Consider the following 23,737-nt stretch of genomic DNA (forward strand, 5'->3'; position numbering starts at 1 on the left):
ATACGACCTTATTAGTGGGAATTTTGCGTATTTATTTCTAAAATAAGAGTATAAAGTAAAAAGAGGAGAGTTTGATGAAAAGAGAAGCAAAGAAAAGAAAAATACAAAGAATTTTATGGCGAGTATTCGCTGTTATGTCTGGTGCGCTAATTGCGGCATATGGATTAGAAGCAATTTTAATTCCAAACAGTGTATCAGATGGAGGCGTAACAGGTATTAGTATCGTCTTATCAGAATTAATTGGCCTACCTTTAGGGGTATGGATTGCGATTTTAAATATTCCATTTGTTTGGCTAGGGTATAAACAGATTGGTAAAAGTTTTGCGATGTATTCGACGTTAGGGATTGCGACATTAGCTGCGGGTACTGTCGCAATGCATGATGTTCGAACAATTATTGAAGGTGACACATTACTGATTACCGTAGTAGGTGGGATTATTATCGGTTTTGGTATGGGTCTTGCACTTCGTAATGGTGGTGCCCTAGATGGAATCGATATGTTTGCCGTGTTACTATCACGTAAATTACCATTTGGTACAAGTGATTTGATTTTATTCTTGAATATGTTCGTTTTCATTTTAGTATCATTCGTGTTTGGATTCAAAGGAGCGATTTTATCGGGTCTTGCTTACTTTATCGCTTCAAAAGTAATTCATATTGTCGAAGAAGGCTTAAGTGGTGCGAAAACATTTAAAATTATTACGAAAGATCCGGATACATTGGTTGAAACAATTCGTGATCGTTTAGGCCGTAGTGCAACATTAACAGATGTGTATGGCGGCTATTCACATGAAAAATTTAAAGAAGTTACATGTGTGATTAACCGATTAGAAGACACAAAAATTAAATCAATTATTTTTGAAATTGACCCTGAAGCTTTTGTTACGGTGTATGACATGGCAGAAGTAAAAGGCGGAAACTTTAAGAAACGTAATATTCACTAATCTAGGTGGATACATATATGAAAATCCCGTATGATTTCCGAATCATACGGGATTTTCTATGCTTTAAATAGTACTATTTTTTTTAGCCTTTATTTAGGAAGGCTAAAAGAGATAAAGTAGCTTGTATTTTACGCTTCTGTTGATGTCACGATTTCTGAAATGACAATTTGGCTACCTAACATTGGTGATTCTTTCGGTGCTTCGCCTTCTTTTGGTTCAGGGCGTTTGTGAGATTCTTTAAATGCATCGCTATTACGCCATTCGTGGAATCCATCCAGTGATTCCCAAAACATATTGACACTCATTTCATCATAATCTTCAAAGTCGCGTGCAATCGCCACTTCTGTTTTGATGAAGCCAGGGAATTGTTTTAACGTGTCGCCACCTTTTGTAAAGTTTGGAGCCATTTTTTCAGCAAAGCCTTTTTTTACTTTAATACGGTTTGTTACGATAAACATATGCAAAACTCCTCTATTCGATAATGTGTAACTTACTAAAAGAGTACTCCACTTATTAAAAAAAATGCAAACGGTAAGAATATAAAAATAAAAAAGACTACCTCATGCAGATAGTCTTTTTCCATATATTAAGGAGAGTTCTACATAGTCGTGCGATATTTAGAAGGATTACAGCACTACTTGGGGAATAGTTCTGATCTAAATACGTAGAACATGCACTTGAAAACTAGCAACTAGATAATGCTAGTCTGTTGAATAGAATAAAAGGGGGACTAAATCCTAGTATTCTACTCCACATTTGAATTATAGGATGAAAAAGGAAATTCTTCAACATAAATTTACTAAAAATAGTAAAAAAGAACATAAATTACAATATAATAGTATAAATAAGTTTTAAATTGTTTTCAATTATAATTGGAATATTTTATAATTAAAGGAAATAGTAAAAAAGAAGTGAGACGATGAAATGAAAAATAATAAAATAAAACTACAGTATCTTATCATCGGTGTGGCTTTACTAGCATTTATTTTGACAAGTATCGTATCAATTTGGAGCGGTTATAAATTGAATAAAGCGAACTTGGGTGAAAGTGCGATGGTTACAAATCGAGTCTATGCTCAAAAAGTAGCAGAGACGGCTAATAATTATTTAGCAGAGCAACAGAAAATTTTAAAGGTTAATGCGAAGTATATTGCAGAACGTATAGATGACCAATCAGATTTAGAAAAACATGCAGATTTTATACGAAATCAGACGAGTGCATTCAACTCGATTGCAATTGTTAATAAGAAAGCAGTTGTTCTCGCAACGTCTCCACAATCGTTAGATTTAGTTGGTGTAAAATTAACAGCTGAAGCAACGAAAAAAGCGATTAAAGAACAAAAGCCCATGATCTCTCAACCTTATACGAGTGTGAGTGGTCGGTTGATCGTTTTTGTAACGACACCTATCTTTTCAGAGAAAAATGAATATCTTGGTTTAATTGGTGGCACGATTTATTTAAAAGAAAAAAATATTTTATATAAATTATTAGGTGCACATCCATATGATGGTCAATCAACTGTCTATGTTGTCGATCGAGATGGTACGATTATTTATGATGAGCGAAAGAAAAATATTGCGCGTGATTTACCTGATAATGACATTATAAATATGGCGATTCATAAAAAAACAACAGGTGTTGTTAAAGGAGAAAATACAGAGAATCAAATTGCTTTTGCAGGATATGCACATGTTAAAAATGCAGATTGGATGGTTATTGCACAACGACCTGCTTCCGCAGTTGAAGCGCCGGCTAAACAATTATTCAAGCAGATGTTTTTAATTGCACTACCGTTCTTAGCTATTTCTTTAATTATTGTTATTTTCCTATCATACCGAATTGCAAAACCGCTTCAACGGTTAGCTCAGTTGACAGAGAGCAGTAAATTGAATGATGAGGAAAATAATTTCCGTTCTGTTCAGGCTTGGTACTATGAAGTGATTCAATTGAAAGAAGCGCTTATTCAAAGTTTTAGTCATTTACATGAACAAGTATTGGAGTTAACAGGTAAGTCAGAACGCGATGGATTAACAGGTTTATATAATAGACGAACACTGGATGATCGTTTAATGTCTTGGACGAAGGAACAAAAAAGTTATGCAGTCATTATGTTTGATGTCGATCATTTTAAAAATGTAAATGACACATATGGACATGATGTGGGTGATGAAGTTCTTCGTTTTATCGCAGCAGCTATGTTACAACATGTAAGAACGACCGATTCATGCTATCGTTTCGGTGGTGAAGAATTTGTTATTTTATTACCGGGTGCTTCGGTTGATGTAGCCTATGAACGAGCAGAAGAATTGCGACAATACTTTGAACAAACAAATAGCCCAACATCACTACCAATTCATATTTCAGCAGGTGTGGCAGAATGTCCAAGTGATGGAGTAGAAGGAAATGGTGTTTTAAAGAAAGCAGATCAACTTTTATATGAAGCGAAACAAAATGGACGTAATCAAGTAAGAAAATCGAACTAAGACAATAGCAGTGAACAAAGGGTAAAAATTAGATGAAGTATATAAAATAGATGTCTTTTCTGCTTTTCCTATACGAATGATTGGACTTTCAAAAAAGAGTTCGATAAAATGATGTTTCAGTGTAAAGTTACACACTATAGAAAAGGTGAGAGTATGAAACGTGAAGAAATGATTACGATTGTTTCCCAAAAGATGAAATTAATTCGAACAGAATACAATTACACCCAAGAGCAGATGGCAGATATTTTAGGAATCTCTAAAAAAACACTGGTTCAAATTGAAAAACAACGCATTGAATGTGGTTGGACAGTAGCTGTCGCTGTATGTACACTTTTTCGAAACAGCATGATTTTACAAACAGCGCTAGGTGGCAACCCACTTATGTTTATTTCATTAATTGCGAATGAAGGATTGATTCACGTAGATAAAAATGAAGTGAATGATAAGTTATGGTGGCGTACAATTGAGAATAAGACGAATTGGCGCATCCAACAAAACCTTGTGCACACATGTTTTCGTATTTTAAATCCAGAGGGTCGTATTATTTTTTATACATTCTCTAAAGATATTGCATTAGAAGAATTCCAAAAGCATATTTTTTAAATTTAAGCCTTTCTTTTTCAAACATCCGTTGAAAAAGAGAGGTTTTTATTTATTTAATGGGTAAAGAATTGAAAGGGGGACAAATAAAATGAAGAAAAGGATCATCATAACGATTAGTGTGATATTAATAGTGGGTGTATCAATTTATTTTTTGGTCTCCTTTTTAGAACATAAAAATAAACAGCAACAACCAGTTCAAAAGGAAACAAAAGAAATCGACTATGAACACATGATAAAAAATCCAAAAAACTATGTCGGTCATTCAATTGAAGCTGAGGGTTTAGTAGATGATTCAAAATATATTAATGGAAAAGGTGTTTACTCAGTCATTTTATTAAAAAAGGGTGAATATACAACAAGTGTAGTTATTGTTGAGACAGATAAAAAAGAAGCATTAGCGCAACAGTCCTACATTCGTTTTGAAGGAGAAATTACAGGTATCTATAAAGGAAATTTGGACTTAGGTGTACAAGGGGATTTGGTAGAGATTCGGACGAAAGAAGTCATTATCGAAGAAAGTGAAAAGAGTCCGAATATGGTCAATGTTGAAATAAACGAACAAGGTAATTTTGGAAATGTACATGTTGAAGTAGATAAGGTGCGCATGTATCCAAAAAGTACACGCATTTATTTATTTTTATACAATAAAAATAATACTCGTATTTATTTGAATGATTCATCTATTAAACTCTATGCAGATGGGAAAGAAATACCATCCAAGTATGAAGTACTCGATCAATCTATTCGTCTTGCCCGTTCACTAGAACCAAATAAAGGAACGAGAGGCGTGATGTCATTTGAAGCAGCCCCGAAAGATACAAAAAAGCTCGATTTAACTTTTGAAATGACGATGGTCAATCAGAAAAAACCAATTCAGTTCTCACATGAGATGAATATGGAGGTCATAAAAAAATAATAAGCTAAAAGTCTATGTGATTTTTATCAGATAGGCTTTTTTTCTTTTCTTAAGAAAATCTTCATTTTTATCCTCCTTAATTATTAAGATTTATTTCCTATACTGAAGATAACAAAGAAAAGAAGGAGCTATGAACATGATTACATTAACGAATATATGCCATACATTTTCGATTGGTAAAAAAGGTCAAGAGCGACAAGTACCTGTTTTAAAAGATGTAAATCTTCAAGTCGAATCGGGTGAAATCGTCGCAATTGTCGGAAAGAGCGGTTCAGGGAAGTCGACTTTATTAAATACGATTGCTGGGTTTTTAAAACCAGATGAAGGCAAGATAGTTTTAAATCATAAAGATACAACGCATTTATCAGAAGCAGAGCATGCAAAATTTCGCCTGAAAAATGTAGGTTTCATCTTTCAAAATTTTCAATTGATGCCAGGGTTAACGGCTTTTGAAAATATTGAATTACCTCTTAAAATTCAAGGAATGGGAAAGAACGCTCGTTTTCAAACTGTACGAAAAATAATGGAGCGCGTGGGTTTGAATGAAGTACTTGATCACTACCCCAATGAATTATCTGGTGGACAGCAACAACGTATATGTATTGCGCGTGCACTCGTAACGAATCCATCGATTATTTTGGCAGATGAACCAACAGGGAGTTTAGATTCAGAAACAGAAAAAGAGATTCTAGAGCTTATTCAATCATTGAATCAATCACTCGATTTAACTTTTGTCATCATTACACATGATGAAGAAGTAGCGAATAGTGCACATAAAAAATACCGTATGCATGACGGGCAATTACAGGAGGCGATTTACAGTGCAGTTTAAAGATCAATTAGATTTTGTGAGACAACATGTAAAAAAGAATCGTATGCGTATTTTCACGACAATTTTAGCGACTACAATGGGCTGTGCGTTCTTAATCGTACTTGCTTCCGTCGCATTTGGTTTACAAAATTCATTGAAAAAAGAAGTATTATCAGATGATACACTAACACGCATCGAAGTATATAATGATGGCAATAAGGAAATTGAACCAACTGAAATTAAAAAGATGAAAAATGTGAATGCGGTGACGATGAACACGCTCATTCAAACGGGTAATTTAGAAGCAAATATTGATGCGTATAAAGGAAGTCCGGAAGTCATCTTAACGGATTTTAAAGAAAATGAAAAAGCCAATTTAAAATTATCAAAAGGTACATATCCAGAAAAAGCAAATGGTGTAGTCGTTGGTTATAATGTTGCACAAATCTTGCTGTCAAAAGAAGATGAGAAAAAGTTAGAGAAAGAGAAAGATGCATCAAAAATTAATATAGGGATTCAAGAAAGTATGATTGGAAAGAAAATCACACTTAATTGGAAAAATGAAGAAATGAAGAAAAAAGTAACACGCACATTTACAATTGAAGGTGTGGGACCGAAGCCTAAAAAAGAGTGGGAACAAGATGGAACAATTCGAATTAGTAAAGAAAACGAAGAAGCACTTGTACAAGATTTAAAAACACTTTATGGTAAAAAGCTTAAAGCGGAAGAGATGATTTATCGTACAACGGCTGTTTATGCGACGGATCTTGAAGCGGTGACGGCGATTAATAAAGCCTTGCAAGACGAAGGTTACGCAACTTATACAGTTTCACAACAATTAGAAGAAATGAACTTATTATTCTTAGCGCTAAAAGCAGGATTAATCTTTGTTGGAACGATTGCAATTTTGATTGCATCTATTGGGATTTTTAATACGATGACGATGGCTGTGACAGAACGAACACGTGAGATTGGTGTTATGAAGGCAATTGGTGCTAGTCCAAAGCTAATTCAGCGTCTGTTCGTGATGGAGAGTGCTTACATTGGTGTGATTGGAACAGTCATTGCGGTTATTATTTCATATATTGTTAGTTTTGCGGCGAACTATGCGATTCCGAAAATCTTGTATATGGCAACAAATGAAAAAGAATTCTTAACAACAGAGATTCAATTTTCAGCGATTCCATGGCAGTTAGTCGTGATTGCGGCTGCAATTAGTATTGGTGTAGCCATTCTATCTGGTTGGAGACCTGCAAGAAAAGCAACAAAAATTGATGTTATCCAAGCTTTACGTCAAGATTAAAAATGAAGAGACTTGACACATAAGTATAAGAAAAACCAGAATCGCACTGTAGCGTGGTTCTGGTTTTTTGTTGTGAACTTTAAAAAGGAAAATAAAGTATTTAGTCCTATCCTCGAGATGTTCTCTGTTGAAAATACTTCTGTCTCAATTGTTTACTTTCTTCATATGAAAACTATGGTTCTAAATTCAAACTTTTTTATTGCTAAAAGGGTAGAATATTTGTTATGAGGTAATCCATATGTTCAGGTCAAATTACTAGACAAATGATGACGACTTATTTAAATTAAATCACAGACACTGATTAAAAAATAAAATTGTAATGAGGTAATTCATATGACAATCAACAATAAAATTTTAAATAAAATCCAATTCACAGAACGTAATGAAAATGAAAAATTAAGCGTTGTAGGCCCTATTCGCTTACCAATCAAACAGGGTGATTTTGAAGCGACATTTCAGTGGTATTGTTGGAAAGATGTTCCAGCATCTGTATCAAAAGAAGAAATGATTGAACTACTACCATCTATGAATCTAGCTTTCGGACAACAGTCATCGGTACTGGTGTACGGTGATTTTGCGAACTCTGAAGATGCGATTATTCGTATGCATAGTATTTGTCATACTGGGGACATCTTTGGTAGTCAACGTTGTGACTGTGGCTATCAATTACATGAATCGATGAAAATGATTGTCGAACATGGTTGTGGTGCGATTTTCTATTTAGCTGACCATGAAGGGCGTGGAATCGGTCTATTCTCTAAATCCCTTGCTTATTTATTACAAGATGATGGTCTTGATACGGTAGAGGCGAATCATGAACTAGGTTTTGAAGATGATATACGTTCTTATGAGGATGCGATTAAAGTACTTGAAGTGTTACGCCAAAAACCTGTAACACTGATTACGAATAATCCGAAAAAATTAGAAGCGTTAAAATCACATGGTTTATCTGCGAAAGGGCATATTCCTTTATGGGGTGGAGTAACAGATAGCAACCGTTACTATTTAGAAACAAAAGTGAAAAAAGCAGGTCATATCTTAGGTGAGGGTGGTGTCGATAATGCAGAACGATCAGTATTACATGAATCTCGCGATTGAGCTGGCAGCGAGCGCAAAAGGTAACACAAACCCGAACCCACTTGTTGGGGCTGTTGTTGTAAAAGGTGGTGTCATCGTTGGTACAGGGTTACATCGAAAAGCAGGAGAACCACATGCAGAGGTGCATGCTTTTCGTATGGCAGGAGATCATGCGAAAGGCGCAACATTGTATGTAACACTTGAACCTTGTTCGCATTACGGTAAAACACCACCTTGTGCAAATTTAGTAAAAGAATCAGGCGTGAAACGTGTTGTTGTAGCGATGCAAGATCCGAATCCAGAAGTAGCTGGTCGCGGTATTCGCTTACTTCGTGATGCCGGAATCGAAGTAGAAGTCGGTTTACTAGAAGAAGAATCACGTCGTTTAAATGAACGCTTTATTCATAATATGCTGACAGGACTTCCTTTTGTGCGCTCAAAATTTGCGATGACATTAGATGGTAAAATCGCGACTTATAATGGACATTCACAGTGGATTACGGGTGAAGCAGCACGTGCTAATGTGCACGAATTGCGTCATGAAGTAGATGGAATTCTTGTTGGTAGTCAGACAGTTTTAAATGATAATCCAGCATTAACAACGCGTCTAGCAGACGGACGTGAAGGACGAAATCCTGTACGTGTTGTATTAGATGGTCAATTACGTACACCAACAGATGCACAAATTGTTGATACTACTGTTGCACGTACAATTATTGTGACATCTAAAGAACATGAAGCGCGTACGAAAGAATATCCAGGTGTAGAGTTCATCTATGTATCTATAAAGAATGACAAACTAAACTTACAAGAAGTTTTACCGGCACTTTATGAAAAAGGAATTACAGATTTACTTGTTGAAGGTGGAGGCACAATTAATGCGTCATTCTTACGTGAAGGCTTGATTGACCAAATGATTGTCTATATTGCACCGAAAGTATTGGGTGGTCGTCATTCGATTACACCATTTACAGGTGATGATGTTAAGACAATTGATGAAGCGATGCCATTATCATTTGACCAAGTGGAGCAAATTGGAGAAGATTTACGTATTATTGCGTATCCAAAGAAGGATTGAGCAACGAATGTATAAAGAAGTAGATATAAGTATTGTAGGCGGTGGCCCTGGTGGGATGTTACTCGCCTACTTACTTGCGAAAAAAGGGATTCATGTACTCTTATTAGAGCGTACAAATGAATTAGCGCGTGCCTTTCGTGGTGAACATATTAATGAAGATGGTGAAGCAATTTTAAAGTCATATGGACTTTATGAAGCTGTTGAAAAACGTGGTTTATTAAAGATGGAAGCGGTAGAGTATTGGCAAAAAGGTGAGAAAATTAAAACGATTTTACCTGATGCATCTGTAGGGCATTTAGGTATTCATGTGCCACAAGCACATCTACTTGAAGCGATTTTAGAGCAAGCAGAGGCGTATCCAACATTTGAATATCAGCTCAATACACGCGTAACAGAATTACTGCAAAATGAAGAAGGACGTTATATTGGTGTGAAAGCAAAACAAGGTGATATGGAACTGACGGTCATGAGTCATTTAGTAATTGGAGCGGATGGACGCTATTCAACTGTACGAAAAAAAGCACAGATTCATCCGACAATTCGTAAACATGGTTTTGATTTATTGTGGGCGCGTATTCCAGCACCAATAAATTATGAACCCGTTATAAAAATGGCTCTTGTTGACGGTATGCAAATTGCGTTATTTGCACAAACGAATGGTTATGTACAAATCGGATGGCATATCGAAGAAGGTAGTTACGGGGAACTAAGAAAACAACCGTTTGAACCATTTATTACGAAGTTAGTAGAGGCTTTTCCAGATTTGCGTGAAGCAGTACAGTCCCATATACAGTCTTGGCAGGATTTTGTCGTGCTTGACGTATTTAGTAGTCAAACAGAGTGTTGGGGAGCAGAAGGGCTCGCTCTAATGGGGGATGCTGCACATACGATGACACCAACAGGCGCATATGGTCTAAATGAAGCATTAAAGGACGCTGTGACATTAGCTGAGTTGATTGATGAACAAACAATTCAACGACTTGAGTTACTTACATGTGAGCGTCAACGCAAGGATGAAGTAACCAAATTACAGGCGCTACAAAGAGAGAAAGAACAACAATTTGCAGCGCAGTTTTTAGTACATGTATAAAGGGGGAAGTTCGATGCGATTTGGTTTTGATATTGACGATACATTAATTGATTTACGTCGACATGCCTTTTATTTATATGAAGAAAAGTTAGGGCGAAAAGCTTCGATTGAAGCGTTTGAGCAATTGAAAACCGTAGCGATTCATTCTTTATTTGATTTAACGAATGAAGAAGGTAAGAAGATGTGGCAAGCTACAATGGAAGACATCTATTTCACAAACTGTCCCTCTTTTGATATGGCAAAAGAAGTAGTGAATGGTTTAGTAGCTGCCGGGCATGAAGTATTTTATGTGACAGCACGTCCAAAACACTATTGTGAAAAAACACGTGAATGGATGAAGGCGCAAGGATTTCCGGTAGTAGATACCAGGTTCTTCTGTGGTATGGAAGACCACGAAAAGATTGATACAATTCGTAATCTACATCTCGACTACTATATTGATGATAAACCAGCTGTACTCGATACATTAGTTGGCATTGATACAATGTTATTAATTAAAGATCAATCATATAATCAAGATGCGACGCGTTATCCACGTTTATATCAGTGGAATGAATTTAAAGATTTGGTGAAATAGCAAAAAGTGCTTTAGCATAGGAAAATGCTAAAGCACTTTTTATTTATTAATAAATTGTACGGAACTCGATTTCATCGCTATGTTTTCTAAATAACTCCTCAATGGTTATACCATTAATTTTGGCTATTTGCACAAATTGATGGTTATCATGTGTATAATCGCATATTGCTTCTGAATCTACGATTAATGATCGGCCCTCTTGGAAATTTGAAATGAACTATTCTTTATTCTTATAAGTAAATTCAATTTCATGACCGATTTCAAGCAATTGCATGAGTGTCTCAAATGTGGCGTTTTCTAAATGATTATATGGTGTTTCGCTCAATTCATGTCACCCCGTAAAAATTTGTTTCCATTATTTTATCATTTAAAATAAATAATCCAATAGAAAAAGAGAGCTTGAACATTAATCCAAGCTCTCTTTTTAACTTTATTAGAAGTATTTAATCTCTTTATTCAAGTCGATTTTTGAAATATCCATACCCAATGCTTTGGCTACACCTTCACCATAAGCAGGGTCTGCTTTGTAGCAGTGGATAATATGGCGTTCTTTGATGAAATCTTCAACAGGAGCCATATCTTCAGCAGTATTATTGAATAATTGTTGTTTTTGATCGTCATTCATCAGACGGAATAACTTACCTGGTTGCTCGAAGTAGTTATCATCATCTTCACGGAAGTCATAAATATCTGCTGGTCCATCTAATTCAAGTGCAGGGTCTTTATATTCTGGTTGTGGATGTAACGCACCATAGCTGTTAGGGAAGTATGTGATTGCAGAACCACCGTTACCATCTGCACGACCTTGACCATCACGGTGATACACCATGAATGGGCATTTTGGTGTATTAACAGGGATTTGGTGATGGTTTACACCTAAACGATAACGTGCTGCATCTTGATACCCGAATAAACGAGCTTGTAACATACGGTCAGGTGAGAATGAGATACCTGGTACAACATTTGATGGTGCAAATGCTGCTTGTTCTACATCCGCAAAGTAGTTTTCAGGGTTACGATTTAATTCGAATTCTCCAACCTCAATTAATGGATAGTCTGCTTTATACCAAACTTTTGTTAAGTCGAATGGATTGTCAGGATGATTACGTGCTTGTTCTTCAGTCATCACTTGGATGTACATTTTCCATTTCGGGAAATCACCTTTTTCAATCGCGTTAAATAAGTCACGTTGAGATGATTCACGGTCTTGTCCTACTACTTCAGCAGCTTCTGCATTTGTGTAGTTTTCAATTCCTTGTTGTGTGCGGAAATGGAATTTTACATACACACGTTCATTATCTGCATTAATCATTGAATATGTGTGCGAACCGAAACCATGCATGTTACGGTAACCTTTTGGAATACCACGGTCAGACATAACAATTGTTACTTGGTGTAAAGCTTCAGGTAACATTGTCCAGAAATCCCAGTTAGAATTTGCATTATGCATATTCGTTTTAGGATCACGTTTTACAACGTGGTTTAAGTCTGGGAAGTGTAATGGGTCACGGAAGAAGAATACAGGCGTGTTGTTACCAACCATATCCCAGTTACCTTCTTCAGTGTAGAACTTTAATGCGAAACCGCGGATATCACGTTCAGCATCAGCAGCCCCACGTTCACCAGCTACTGTAGAGAAACGCGCGAACATCTCTGTTTGTTTACCTACTTCAGAGAAGATTTTTGCTTTTGTATATTTTGTAATATCATTTGTAACAGTAAATGTACCGAATGCACCAGAACCTTTTGCGTGCATTCGGCGCTCAGGAATTACTTCACGATTGAAGTTTGCTAATTTTTCAATTAAAAATACATCTTGTAAAAGAATGGGACCGCGTTTACCAGCAGTCATACTGTTTGAGTGACTTACAACAGGCGTACCTGTCGCAGTTGTTAAGCGTTGATGGTCTGTATTTTTGTTTTCTGTCATAAAATAATACCTCCTGAAAATTTATAAGATTTCTACAGCGAACTGTAGACAATAACAAGCTATAAATATACTGTAACATACATTATAATTAAAAGTAAATAATAATCATTCTATTTAAGGAATTCCTATAAATAAAACATCACTTCGAGTAGTATTCCCTATTTACAACATAAATAAACATTTATTTAAAAGAAAAATGTGTTTTTGCGAATTATAATATAAGTAGTTTTGTAAATGATTTATTTATCATTCTCAATTAAATGAGAAAAAAGATGTAATTGAAAATATGAACAAATGTTTACAAGTATTTAAAGTACATCTTTCGAATTAGTTAAATTAGTCTTTTATCTCACAGTAGATTATTTTATGATAGGTAAAGTATGAAATGAGGTGTTCTATATGTTGGAAAAAGCACGTGCTTTTATAAAACAATTCGGAAAAGAAATGAAGAAACCAATTGAGCAACGCTTAAAAGAGATAGAAGAAGAAATTATAAGCACAGGTACATATACTCATACAGAAGAAGAACTAGTTTATGGCGCAAAAGTTGCGTGGCGCAACAGCAATAAGTGTATTGGTCGCTTATTTTGGAATAGTCTACATGTGTTCGATCATAGACGTTTAGAAGATGAAGAAGAGATTTTTGAAGCACTAGTCGAGCATATTCGCTATGCAACAAATGGTGGGAAAATTCGTCCAACGATTTCTATTTTTGCACCTGGACGTGTGCGTATTTGGAACGATCAATTAATTCGATATGCAGGTTATGAAAAAGACGGACAGGTGATTGGTGATACGGTATCACTTGATGTAACTAAAAAATTTCATGAACTGGGCTTTCCTATGGGAGATCAGCCATATGATATTCTACCACTTGTTATTCAAGTGGACGATAGACCTCCTAAAATGTTCTCGATTCCGAAAGATGCTATTTTAGAAGTTCCAATCACACATAGTCAGTATCCTAAAGTAGAACAAATTGGTATGCGCTGGTATGCAGTTCCGATTATTTCAAATATGGGGTATGAAGTTGGTGGTATTACATATGAAGCGGCGCCATTTAATGGTTGGTATATGGGAACAGAGATTGGCGCGCGTAATTTAGCAGATGAAGATCGTTATAACTTTTTACCACAAGTAGCAGAAGCGATTGGTATTGAAGCCAAAAGAGCGCATACGCTATGGAAAGATCGCGCGCTAGTTGAGTTGAATTATGCAGTGCTAGAATCTTATAAACAAGCGGGTGTGAGCATTGTTGATCACCACACAGCAGCACAGCAGTTTCAATTATTTGAACAACAAGAAGAAAAAGAAGGGCGTGATGTGACAGGGAACTGGACATGGCTAATTCCACCTTTGTCACCTGCAACTACACACATCTTTCATCGTCCTTATAATAATACAAAAAAATCACCAAACTATATCTATCAACAGAAGCCATTTCACCTAGAAAAATAGTTTTCGAAAGGAACAGAAACATGATTTACAGTAAAGAACGAATTATTACTTTGATGCGTGGGAGTATTCAAAGAGTAATTCGTTATATTGATTTATCAGATAATCTACTACGCATACCGATGGAAGTAGATAAGTGGAGTATATTTGAAACAATAGGTCATCTAACTGCTTGGGACCAGTTTATTTTGAAAAAACGATTACCTCATTTAATTCAAGGTATTCCAGTCTCTCCTATTTATAATATTGATGTACACATTGAAAAGTATATGAAGGATATTTGTCAAATTCCAACATATGAAATATTACGTTATTTTATTCAAGTAAGAAAAATGTTAATTACACAGATTATGCAGATTTCTGATAAAAGCTGGTGCAGAGTTGTGAAAATCGGTCAAAAAGAACAAACGATGGCGCAATACTTTCAACAATTAATTGAGCATGATGAAAAACATTTTCGACAAATTGATGGATATTTAGAAAAGCATTGAGATAGAATGAAGAGCTTCCACATATTATAGGTGTGGAAGCTCTTTTGTATTTGAAATTATTTATTTTAGTTAGCCTTTTAAACTAGCATATCTTTTCTATTGAAAACGGTAAATGCAATACTAAGCGCAATTACCGTAGTCACAATCATGACGATAATTGAAAGAGAAAACGAAGTATTTTGAAGTGCAAACTCATTTGTTAAATGAGCAGCTGAGTCTAAATTAAGAATAAAAAAGTACTTCAATGCATCCACTTTGCCTTGTAAGTTAGCTAAAAGACCACCGATTACAATTAAAGAAATGGATAAAATAATTGAATTTGAAATAGATTCTAATAGCACAGATATTAAAATAAACACACTCACTAATGTTGCGATTGTTAAAATATTTAATATAAGACCATATATCATATATTCCCACATAGGAATCGCTCGGAAATCTTCTGTGCCAATCACAACCATGTCATGCCAACTTCCTAAACCATAAAAAGGAATGGCGGATAAATAGGTGAGCAAATCCGATAAAATCATCACACTAATTGATATGATGAGTGCAGCAAGAATTTTTGAAGATAGAATAATCGTTCGTCCAGCAGGGCTAACTAACATCGATTTCATCGTCCCATTTGAAGATTCTCCCGTAATCATATCTGCTGCAATTATTACAATTAAAATAGGAAGAATTATTTTAATAAACATACCGGATATGCTTGAAGTTGCAAGACTTGCAGCTCCTTTTGGTTCCGGATTAATATCATGTTTAAGTTGATATTGCATTTTGTCACGCTGTTCTTTTAGTTGTTGGTATTCACTAGACTGAGGTTTTACAAGTTCCATTTGACGATCTATTTGAATAATCTGTTGCTCATATTCTTTTTTCCAATCTACTTTTGTTAGATCTTCTTTGTCAAAGTAACTAATTGCCATCATCATGACTGTAAAAAATACAATTACACCTATTAATACATAAATTCTCTTTTTCCAATAGAGTTTTTCAAGCTCATTTTTAATTGCACCAAGCAACATTTTAGATGACCTCCTTTGTTACAGAAATGAAGTAATCTTCTAGAGAGTTTTCTGATTTAGTCATTTCATATACAAAAATTTGATATTCATATAAGTAATGAACAAGGTGTGGGATCTCATTTTTTGTTGTATGTAGAGTGATATGATCTTCGTGCTGAATCGTATGAATGTTTTTTTCTTTTAATAGTTTCTCTGCATAACTTATTTTTTCAGAATCTAGATATAGATTGAACTCAGGTTGATTTTGTTCGAGTAGAGAACGAACACTGCCACTTACGACTTGCATTCCTTTATTAATAATTAAGACATGATCACATAAATTCTCAATTTCGCTAAGAAGATGTGAAGAAATAAAAATTGTCATATCATGTTCTATTGCAAGTTTTTTAATTAAAGTTCGCATATCTTTAATTCCAGAAGGGTCCATGCCATTTGTTGGTTCATCTAGTATGAGTATTTGAGGTGAAGAAATAAGCGACTGAGCGATTGCTAAACGTTGTTTCATACCAAGTGAATAACTTTTCACTTTATCATGAATACGGTCAGAAAGTTCAACAGTCTCTACACACCAATTCAGATAATTTTCATCAATTTTTTACCTGTTAATCGTCTGCTTTGAATTAAGTTTTTCCATCCGGATAAATAATCAAAAAGTGCAGGGTGTTCAACAATAGCTCCCATATTTTTCATGGCATGATGAAAGTCTGTTTGAATATCATATCCCATGATTTTGACACTGCCAGATGTAGGTTTAATCATACCTGTCATCATACGTATAGTAGTAGTCTTACCAGAACCATTTGGACCAAGAAAACCAAAAATTTGACCTTTTTCTACTGAAAAAGATAAATTATTTATGATTTTTCTGCCTTTTATATCTTTACATAAATTTTTTACATCTAAAATACTCGGCTGTTTCACTATTTTCACTCCAATTTTAAAATTATACCTTCTATATATTACCATGTAAAATTATTAAATAATGTTATAAAATTACATTGTTTTCACGTAAAAATATTTTGTCAGTCGAAATAATGATAGATTTTCATTTTATTCCTTTATATACTATTGAAATAATAGAGGAGGGGATATTTTGAAAGTCATACAATATTTTCACCCCGTCGTTTGGAATATCTTATTAGGAACAATCTTCACCCGTATCGCAAGTTTTATGACAATTCCATTTCTTGCGCTTTACTTACATAGTGAGTTACATGCAGAACCTGTGACAATTGGTATAATCATCGGTCTTGCGCCATTACTTGCAACGGTTGGAGGTTTTTTGGGAGGTTATTTAACCGATCGATTTGGTCGAAAACTTATTATTTTATTATCTGTTTTTTGCTGGACACTTATTTTTTTAGGCTTTGCACTTTCAACATCTATCGTGATTTTTGGATTTTTGAGTGCATTGAATGGACTTTGTCGTTCATTTTTTGAACCTGCAACACAGGCATTGATGGTGGATTATACGACACCCGAAAAACGCCGTCGCTTATTTTCTGTTCGTTATACAGCGATTAATATCGCAGCAGTAATCGGACCATTAGTAGGTGTTTGGTTAGCAGCGCTATCCAATCCACAAATTCCATTCATTATTACAGCGATTATGTACGCGTTGTATGGTTTTGCACTAGTATTTATTTTGAAGAAATATGCGACACAAGCGACAATCAAAACAATGAAAAGTATTACGGCTGTATTTCAAGTGGTTTTCGCCGATCGAAAATTACTATTATTACTTGCAGGAGGTATTTTAGTTTCGGTGGGTTACTCACAGTTTGATTCGACACTCCCACAGTTTGTCAATGCGACATTAGATGATGGTGTAAAATTGTATTCGGTATTAATTGCAATAAATGCGATTGCTGTACTTATTCTCCAGTTACCACTGAGTATGATTAGCGAGCGAATTTCAACGATTCGAACATTAATTTTAGGGATTGTATTTTTTGCGATAGGTTTTGTACTATTTAATATTTCAGAAAGCTGGACGATGTTTATTATTGCGATGATTCTCTTTACAATAGGTGAGATTTTCGCATTCCCGATGATGAATGCCGTCATTGAGGAGATTGCATCAGAGGACCGGAAAGCGACGTATCTCGGTGCGTCACAGCTTAAAAATATTGGTGGCTTTGTAGGACCAATTCTCGGTGGATGGCTATTAATTCAATTTCAAATGGGTGTATTTCATATTATTGCGGCGATTACGCTATGTAGTATTCCATTCTATTACTGGACGTTTGTTAAAAAAGAAGCTTAAATATAAAAAGGCTAGGAGCAATGGTGTTACAAAGGCTGTGTATAATGCCGATGTTGAAGGCAATAATGCCGTAATGATTTGGTAATTGGAGTGGACTAATTGAAGAAAAAAATATTATTTCTAAGTATTATTGTATTACTAATTATTATTGTTATCTTTTTAACAATACTTTCAAAAGAAGAAAAAAATAAAACAAAACATATAACAAAAAACCCTACAAATTATTTAACTATACAAGATGAAGAAAAAAACAAAACAATCAAATTACCTTATACAGAACCAACAAGCTATGTTACAACAGAAGAATTTATTTACGCTACTGTAGATGATCCAAATTCAGATTCTATTTCTAATCAAGTTATTCAAATAAACCGAGAAAACGGAAAGTACAAAACAATCTTTCACTCGAAATATCCAGTTGCAGCTACACAAGGTCTAAAAGCTGATAAAGAATGGATTATTTGGGTAGATGGTGATGACTTTGGAGAAAACAATACATTATATGCCTTTAACGAATTAACACAACAAACAATTTCATTTGGCTCTACAGATGATAAAATCAGTAAAGAATTCCCTGAAATCTCAGGAAAATATGTTACGTGGACAGAACATATTAAAGATACTGAAAAAACTTCAATGATTTTATATGATTTAGAACAACAAAAAGAAATAAAAGTTCAAAATATCAAAAATTATGAGTGGTTAAATTCAGACTATTTCATTAAAAATGACAACATGGTATATGTTGAAAAAGAATCAAAAACAGCTGTCCTTAAAACATATGATATTAAGAAAAATAAACTGAAATCATATCCTATTCCAACAACAGCAGCCGGATGGCCAACTCTAGTTAATCAGAATTTTATTGCCTATGTAGAATATCTAGATGACGAAGATTTAGATTTAAATAAATTAATGATTTATGATTTAAAAAATAAAAAAAATATCAATGCTTTTCCAAATAAAAATAAAGTAAATATAGGTTATCTAAAATATTATGATGAAAATTCATTTATAACATTGGAAAATAATAAATTCTATATTTTCACACTAGACAATAATCAATTTAAGAAACAAATTCTAGAATCTAAATACAATGTAAATCCAGAAAAAGAAGATATAACATATTCAAATAATGAATTTTTCATTTTACAGCATGAAGTTGATTCTGAGCAGTATAAATTAATAATTGATAGTGGCTTATAAATAATTTAAAATGAAAAAACTAAAAATGGTGTTTAATATCATCATTTCTAGTTTTTTTCGTTTTTAGATAAATAATTAATTTAGGTCAGTTCCATGTATATTTCATACATAAATCCTAGCTTTTTTTAGTTAGTCATTTGTCACGTAACGATCTTTCGCTGCAATGAAGCTTGCAGTTAAAGAGATTGCAACAACGAAAATATACATAATATTTGCTGCATCGTAACTGTGGTAAATATCGTGAATGAAACCATAGAGTACAGGCCCAATAGCGGCGATTAGATAACCAAGTGATTGGGCGAAACCAGATAAGTCTGCTGCTTCGAATGAGTCGCGTGAACGAAGTGAGAAGAACATCATACACATACTAAATGAAGCACCGCCTGCAGCACCTAATAGAATCATCCAGATAACAGAATAATCTGTCCAGCCCATAATTAATCCAGCAAATCCAACGATGTAAAAGACTGCAAACATCGCAACAACAGGACGCTGGTCTTTTAGACGGCCCGCTAAAATCGGTGTAATGAATGTCATTGGAATTTGAGATACTTGCATAATGGAGAACATTAATCCAGCTTGAGCAGCTGTCATACCTTGTTCTTTAAACATCTCTGGGACCCATGCTGCAGTTGTATAGAAAATCATCGATTGGAAACCCATCGAAATCATAATGACCCATGCGAGCGGATAGCGCCACATTTGTTTCTTTTCTTTTTGAGCAGTAGTCGGTGCAATTTCTTCTTTAGAGATATTTCGTGTTTGCGGAAGCCAGATGAAAACAGCGGCAATCGCTAAAATAATCCACACACCTAAAGAACCTTGCCAACCGAATGACAATGTTGATAATGGATAACTTACACCAGCTGCAATACTGGCTGATGAGTTCATTGAGACTGTATAGATTGCTGTAAGTAAACCTACTTGGAATGGAAATTTAAGTTTGATTAGACTAGGTAATAGTACATTGCCAAATGCAATTCCGATTCCGATTAAGGTAGTACCGATAAATAATAACGATGTCACGCCACTTGAACGAAGTGCCATACCCACGACTAAGATAATCATAGATAAGAATAGAGAGCGTTCAACCGTAATTCTACGCGATATTTTCGGTACGATTGGTGACACGATAGCAAATGCAAGTAGAGGAATGGTTGTAATAAAGCCAGCTACTACATTTGAAATATGTAATGAGTTTCGAATATCCTCGATTACGGGACCAACAGATGTTAGGGGGGAACGAAGAGTTAATGCAATGAAGACGATTCCAAGTACAAGAAGCCACGTTGTCGAAGTCCATTTAAGTTTTTTTGAAGCAACATTTTCTGTAGGCGACATAACTTTCCTCCTATATGTAATATTTGATTTATCGTAACATTATGCCCCTACCTATTCAATAACAAATTCGTTTCACGAAAGTCTTAATTGTATAATAGTTGAGAGTTTTTATGTCTTGAATTCGTCTGTAGAATATATTAAGATAATAGTAGAAATAATATAAATATTGCAATGCCTCATCCGTTCGATGAGGTAGAGGTCGCAAAAAATAAAAGTAATATAGTCGAGATGTAAAAGCATTGGTGACATTATATGAAAGGATTTTTTGCCGAAGTGGTGGATTGCTTTTACAATCAACTGCTGGGGCTGTCGCTTAATAGGTGCAGAACTGTCACATCTGTGAGGGTGTGTTGAGCTATCTTTTTCAAGGTTGATGAGTGTCATTGTGTGATTACAACCATCCAAGATTGCTTGAGATGGTATTTTTATTTTCCAGGAAATAATCACTTACGAACACCTCAACTAACATATTCCCTGCAATAAAAGGAAAGAGGAAATGAAATGAGTCGTACAAAAGTAAGTCAAGAAGCGCCTACAACTCTAAAAAGAGGACTAAAAAGTCGTCATATTATGATGATTTCACTCGGCGGTACGATTGGGACAGGTTTACTACTTGCAAGTGGTAACTCAATCGCACAGGCTGGACCAGGTGGAGCGCTATTAGCATATGGTTTAATCGGTATTATGGTATTTTTCTTAATGACAAGTTTAGGAGAGATGGCAGCGTATATGCCTGTTTCAGGTTCATTCAGTACGTATGCAACGAAGTTTATCGATCCAGCACTTGGATTTGCATTAGGATGGAACTATTGGTATAACTGGGCAATTACAATTGCAGCTGAAATTGCAGCTGTTTCAATTGTTATGAAATATTGGTTCCCTGATACAGCTTCATGGATTTGGAGTGTATCATTCTTAGCTATTATTTTCTTATTAAACTACTTATCGGTGAAGAGTTTTGGTGAAAGTGAATATTGGTTCGCATTCATTAAAGTAGCTACAATTATCATCTTCCTAATCGTTAGTATTTTAATGATTTTTGGTATTTTAGGAGGTAAAGCACCTGTAGGTTTTACGAACTTCTTTGCAGGTGATGGTCCATTCCACGGTGGATTCTTTGCGACACTCGGTATTTTCTTAGCAGCAGGATTCTCATTCCAAGGAACAGAGTTAATCGGTATTACAGCTGGTGAAACAAAAGATCCTGGTAAATCGATTCCAAAAGCAGTGAAGCAAATCTTTTGGCGTATTTTATTATTCTATATCTTAGCCATTTTAGCGATTGGCTTATTAATTCCTTATACAGATAGTCGTCTAATCAATGATGGAGAGACGGTTACGACAAGTCCGTTTACGCTTGTATTCGAAAATGCAGGTATTGCTTTTGCAGCTTCGATTATGAATGCAGTTGTTTTAACAGCGATTTTATCTGCTGGTAACTCTGGTTTATATGCTTCATCACGTATGCTTTGGGATTTAGCGATGGAAGGTAAAGCACCAAAAATCTTTAAAAAGTTAAATCGTCGCGGTGTACCGTTTGCAGCTTTAATCGCAACGGTCATTGTCGCAAGTTTATCATTCTTAACATCTATTTTCGGTGAACAAGTATATATTTGGTTATTAAGTGCTTCGGGTATGTGTGGTTTTATCGCATGGTTAGGTATTGCAGCCAGTCACTATCGTTTCCGAAAAGCACTGATTGCGCAAGGGAAGAACTTAGATGAAGTATTACCATATAAATCGAGATTTTTCCCATTTGGTCCATTATTCGCATTCATCCTATGTGCATTAGTTGTCTTCGGACAAAGTTATTTTGCATTTGAAGATGGGCAGTTTAGTTGGTATGAACTACTTGTTTCTTATATTGGTTTACCAATTTTCTTCTTACTATGGTTCGGTTATAAAATCAAAAACAAAACGAAAATGGTTAAATTAACAGAGGCAGATGTGGAACCGACTAAAAATCTTTATACAGAAGAATAGCAAAAAGCACTCGGGATTTCCGAGTGCTTTTTTATGTAGAAATAATGGATTTTGAATTATTTCCTAAAAAGAAAATCATGAATGATAGAGAAAATTACGCAAAAAATATAAACAACATCAAAACGTTATTTATATTTATTTATTTCCTTTTTTATCCATTTTTACGTCTAATCACGAACGAAAAATTAAATAACTAATATAAATGTTCATAATAAGGCTCTATTTCCTTATTTTCAGCTTAAATATGCTCGATTCGTGTCAGAATATTTTTAATTTAAGAAATCTAGTTGTAAAAAGTATTTCCCGTGATATAATTTGTACATTCTTTAAAAAACATACACACGCATTCACTCATATAATAGTGGGAATATGGCCCACGAGTCTCTACCGATTTGCCGTAAACGAATTGACTATGAGGAAGCATGATTTATTGTCTATTTCGTATATATATGAAAAAGCTCAAAGTCATTGCTCCACTCGTAGAAGAATTGGGGCAATGACTTTGAGCTTTTCTTTATATGAGGAGATTGCATCTATTAAAAAAGGTAATTTGAATTTGAAGGGAGATCCTCATAGTGAAAGCACTTCAGGACAAAATCATTAAAGACGGTAAAGTATTATCAGCAGAAGTTTTAAAAGTAGATTCATTTTTAAACCACCAAATTGACCCAGAGTTAATGCAACAAATTGGTCAAGAATTTGCTGATTTATATAAAGATGCAGGTTTAACAAAAATCGTAACAATCGAATCTTCAGGTATTGCACCAGCAGTTATGGCTGGCTTAATCTTAGGAATCCCTGTTGTGTTTGCACGCAAACGTAAATCTGTCACATTAACAGACAATTTCTACTCAGCAGAAGTGTATTCATTCACGAAGCAAGTATCAAGCGACATTTCAGTTTCTAAAGACTTTTTAAATAAAGATGATGTGGTATTAATTATCGACGATTTCTTAGCAAACGGTGAAGCAGCAAAAGGTTTACTAAGTATCGTAGAACAAGCAGGCGCAACAACAAGCGGTATTGGAATTGTAATCGAAAAAGGATTCCAACCAGGTGGACAAGCACTTCGTGATCAAGGTCACCGTGTAGATTCATTAGCCATCATCTCTTCATTAGAAAACGGGAAAGTACAATTTGCTTAGGAGGCAACCTTT

Annotated in this window: 22 protein-coding genes and 2 riboswitches; of the genes, 16 read left to right on the plus strand and 6 right to left on the minus strand. The window is 34.8% G+C overall.

From position 1 onward, the window contains the following. The first annotated feature begins 134 nt into the window (after positions 1–134). Positions 135–944, plus strand: coding sequence for a YitT family protein (locus QN089_RS00695; protein ID WP_409136326.1), 810 nt, complete (start codon positions 135–137; stop codon positions 942–944). Between the two features lie 128 nt (positions 945–1,072). Here QN089_RS00695 and QN089_RS00700 read toward each other — a convergent pair whose 3' ends face one another. After that, complete coding sequence (locus QN089_RS00700; protein ID WP_068456545.1) at positions 1,073–1,402, minus strand: heme oxygenase; 330 nt, start codon at positions 1,400–1,402, stop codon at positions 1,073–1,075. A gap of 466 nt (positions 1,403–1,868) precedes the next feature. Here QN089_RS00700 and QN089_RS00705 point away from each other — a divergent pair, with 466 nt between their 5' ends. The 9 genes from QN089_RS00705 to QN089_RS00745 all read left to right on the plus strand — a co-directional run bounded on the left by QN089_RS00705 (position 1,869) and on the right by QN089_RS00745 (position 10,883). Then, positions 1,869–3,428 carry a sensor domain-containing diguanylate cyclase gene (locus tag QN089_RS00705; RefSeq protein ID WP_068456542.1) on the plus strand — a complete coding sequence of 520 codons (1,560 nt, stop codon included), beginning with the start codon at positions 1,869–1,871 and terminating at the stop codon, positions 3,426–3,428. Between the two features lie 153 nt (positions 3,429–3,581). Next, on the plus strand, positions 3,582–4,031 hold the full coding sequence (locus tag QN089_RS00710; RefSeq protein WP_068457578.1) for a helix-turn-helix transcriptional regulator: 450 nt from the start codon (positions 3,582–3,584) through the stop codon (positions 4,029–4,031). Between the two features lie 88 nt (positions 4,032–4,119). Continuing rightward, positions 4,120–4,947 (plus strand): hypothetical protein, encoded by an 828-nt coding sequence (locus tag QN089_RS00715; protein ID WP_068456538.1) that lies wholly within the window; start codon positions 4,120–4,122, stop codon positions 4,945–4,947. 136 nt (positions 4,948–5,083) lie between these two features. Next, positions 5,084–5,779, plus strand: a complete 696-nt coding sequence (locus tag QN089_RS00720) for an ABC transporter ATP-binding protein (RefSeq protein ID WP_285215711.1) — start codon at positions 5,084–5,086, stop codon at positions 5,777–5,779. After that, on the plus strand, positions 5,769–7,061 hold the full coding sequence (locus QN089_RS00725) for an ABC transporter permease (RefSeq protein ID WP_285215712.1): 1,293 nt from the start codon (positions 5,769–5,771) through the stop codon (positions 7,059–7,061). Before QN089_RS00720 ends, QN089_RS00725 begins: the two co-directional genes overlap by 11 nt. A 333-nt stretch (positions 7,062–7,394) precedes the next feature. Further along, a complete protein-coding gene (locus QN089_RS00730) occupies positions 7,395–8,159 on the plus strand; it encodes a GTP cyclohydrolase II (RefSeq protein ID WP_068456526.1) in 765 nt (254 codons plus the stop codon). After that, a complete protein-coding gene (gene ribD, locus QN089_RS00735) occupies positions 8,122–9,216 on the plus strand; it encodes a bifunctional diaminohydroxyphosphoribosylaminopyrimidine deaminase/5-amino-6-(5-phosphoribosylamino)uracil reductase RibD (protein WP_285215713.1) in 1,095 nt (364 codons plus the stop codon). The genes QN089_RS00730 and ribD overlap by 38 nt, the downstream gene beginning before the upstream one ends. A gap of 7 nt (positions 9,217–9,223) precedes the next feature. Beyond that, entirely contained in the window at positions 9,224–10,306 is a 1,083-nt protein-coding gene (locus QN089_RS00740) for an FAD-dependent monooxygenase (protein WP_285215714.1), read from the plus strand. A gap of 13 nt (positions 10,307–10,319) precedes the next feature. After that, positions 10,320–10,883, plus strand: coding sequence for a 5' nucleotidase, NT5C type (locus tag QN089_RS00745; RefSeq protein WP_285215715.1), 564 nt, complete (start codon positions 10,320–10,322; stop codon positions 10,881–10,883). A 433-nt stretch (positions 10,884–11,316) separates the two neighbouring features. Here QN089_RS00745 and QN089_RS00750 read toward each other — a convergent pair whose 3' ends face one another. Next, positions 11,317–12,813, minus strand: coding sequence for a catalase (locus QN089_RS00750; RefSeq protein WP_285215716.1), 1,497 nt, complete (start codon positions 12,811–12,813; stop codon positions 11,317–11,319). A 399-nt stretch (positions 12,814–13,212) separates the two neighbouring features. Here QN089_RS00750 and QN089_RS00755 point away from each other — a divergent pair, with 399 nt between their 5' ends. Then, positions 13,213–14,271 (plus strand): nitric oxide synthase oxygenase, encoded by a 1,059-nt coding sequence (locus tag QN089_RS00755; protein ID WP_068456508.1) that lies wholly within the window; start codon positions 13,213–13,215, stop codon positions 14,269–14,271. Positions 14,272–14,291: 20 nt separating this feature from the next. Beyond that, positions 14,292–14,759: a DinB family protein gene (locus QN089_RS00760; protein WP_285215717.1), complete on the plus strand. Its 468-nt coding sequence runs from the start codon at positions 14,292–14,294 to the stop codon at positions 14,757–14,759. Between the two features lie 77 nt (positions 14,760–14,836). Here QN089_RS00760 and QN089_RS00765 read toward each other — a convergent pair whose 3' ends face one another. From QN089_RS00765 to QN089_RS00775, 3 genes are all read right to left on the minus strand, one after another. Beyond that, entirely contained in the window at positions 14,837–15,784 is a 948-nt protein-coding gene (locus QN089_RS00765; RefSeq protein ID WP_285215718.1) for an ABC transporter permease subunit, read from the minus strand. 1 nt (position 15,785) lies between these two features. Then, positions 15,786–16,289 (minus strand): ATP-binding cassette domain-containing protein, encoded by a 504-nt coding sequence (locus QN089_RS00770; protein WP_285215719.1) that lies wholly within the window; start codon positions 16,287–16,289, stop codon positions 15,786–15,788. Between the two features lie 68 nt (positions 16,290–16,357). Continuing rightward, a complete protein-coding gene (locus QN089_RS00775) occupies positions 16,358–16,705 on the minus strand; it encodes an ATP-binding cassette domain-containing protein (protein WP_285215720.1) in 348 nt (115 codons plus the stop codon). A gap of 172 nt (positions 16,706–16,877) precedes the next feature. Here QN089_RS00775 and QN089_RS00780 point away from each other — a divergent pair, with 172 nt between their 5' ends. Together QN089_RS00780 and QN089_RS00785 are read left to right on the plus strand one after the other, a co-directional pair. Beyond that, on the plus strand, positions 16,878–18,050 hold the full coding sequence (locus QN089_RS00780; protein ID WP_285215721.1) for an MDR family MFS transporter: 1,173 nt from the start codon (positions 16,878–16,880) through the stop codon (positions 18,048–18,050). A gap of 99 nt (positions 18,051–18,149) precedes the next feature. Continuing rightward, positions 18,150–19,256 carry a hypothetical protein gene (locus tag QN089_RS00785; protein ID WP_141273833.1) on the plus strand — a complete coding sequence of 369 codons (1,107 nt, stop codon included), beginning with the start codon at positions 18,150–18,152 and terminating at the stop codon, positions 19,254–19,256. Between the two features lie 129 nt (positions 19,257–19,385). On the opposite strand, the gene QN089_RS00790 is transcribed toward QN089_RS00785, so the two are convergent. Further along, the gene (locus QN089_RS00790) at positions 19,386–20,597 is read right to left on the minus strand and encodes a CynX/NimT family MFS transporter (RefSeq protein WP_285215722.1); all 1,212 of its coding nucleotides are present in this window, start codon (positions 20,595–20,597) and stop codon (positions 19,386–19,388) included. Positions 20,598–20,782: 185 nt separating this feature from the next. Then, positions 20,783–20,963, plus strand: a riboswitch (Lysine riboswitch). A 135-nt stretch (positions 20,964–21,098) separates the two neighbouring features. Between QN089_RS00790 and QN089_RS00795 the strand changes: the two genes are divergently transcribed. Beyond that, positions 21,099–22,580: an amino acid permease gene (locus tag QN089_RS00795; protein WP_285215723.1), complete on the plus strand. Its 1,482-nt coding sequence runs from the start codon at positions 21,099–21,101 to the stop codon at positions 22,578–22,580. 331 nt (positions 22,581–22,911) lie between these two features. Next, positions 22,912–23,013, plus strand: a riboswitch (purine riboswitch). Positions 23,014–23,155: 142 nt separating this feature from the next. Then, positions 23,156–23,725: a xanthine phosphoribosyltransferase gene (locus QN089_RS00800; RefSeq protein ID WP_068456457.1), complete on the plus strand. Its 570-nt coding sequence runs from the start codon at positions 23,156–23,158 to the stop codon at positions 23,723–23,725. The last annotated feature ends 12 nt before the right edge of the window (positions 23,726–23,737 follow it).

Source organism: Kurthia sp. YJT4 (assembly GCF_030219945.1).
GTDB classification, from domain to species: domain Bacteria; phylum Bacillota; class Bacilli; order Bacillales_A; family Planococcaceae; genus Kurthia; species Kurthia gibsonii.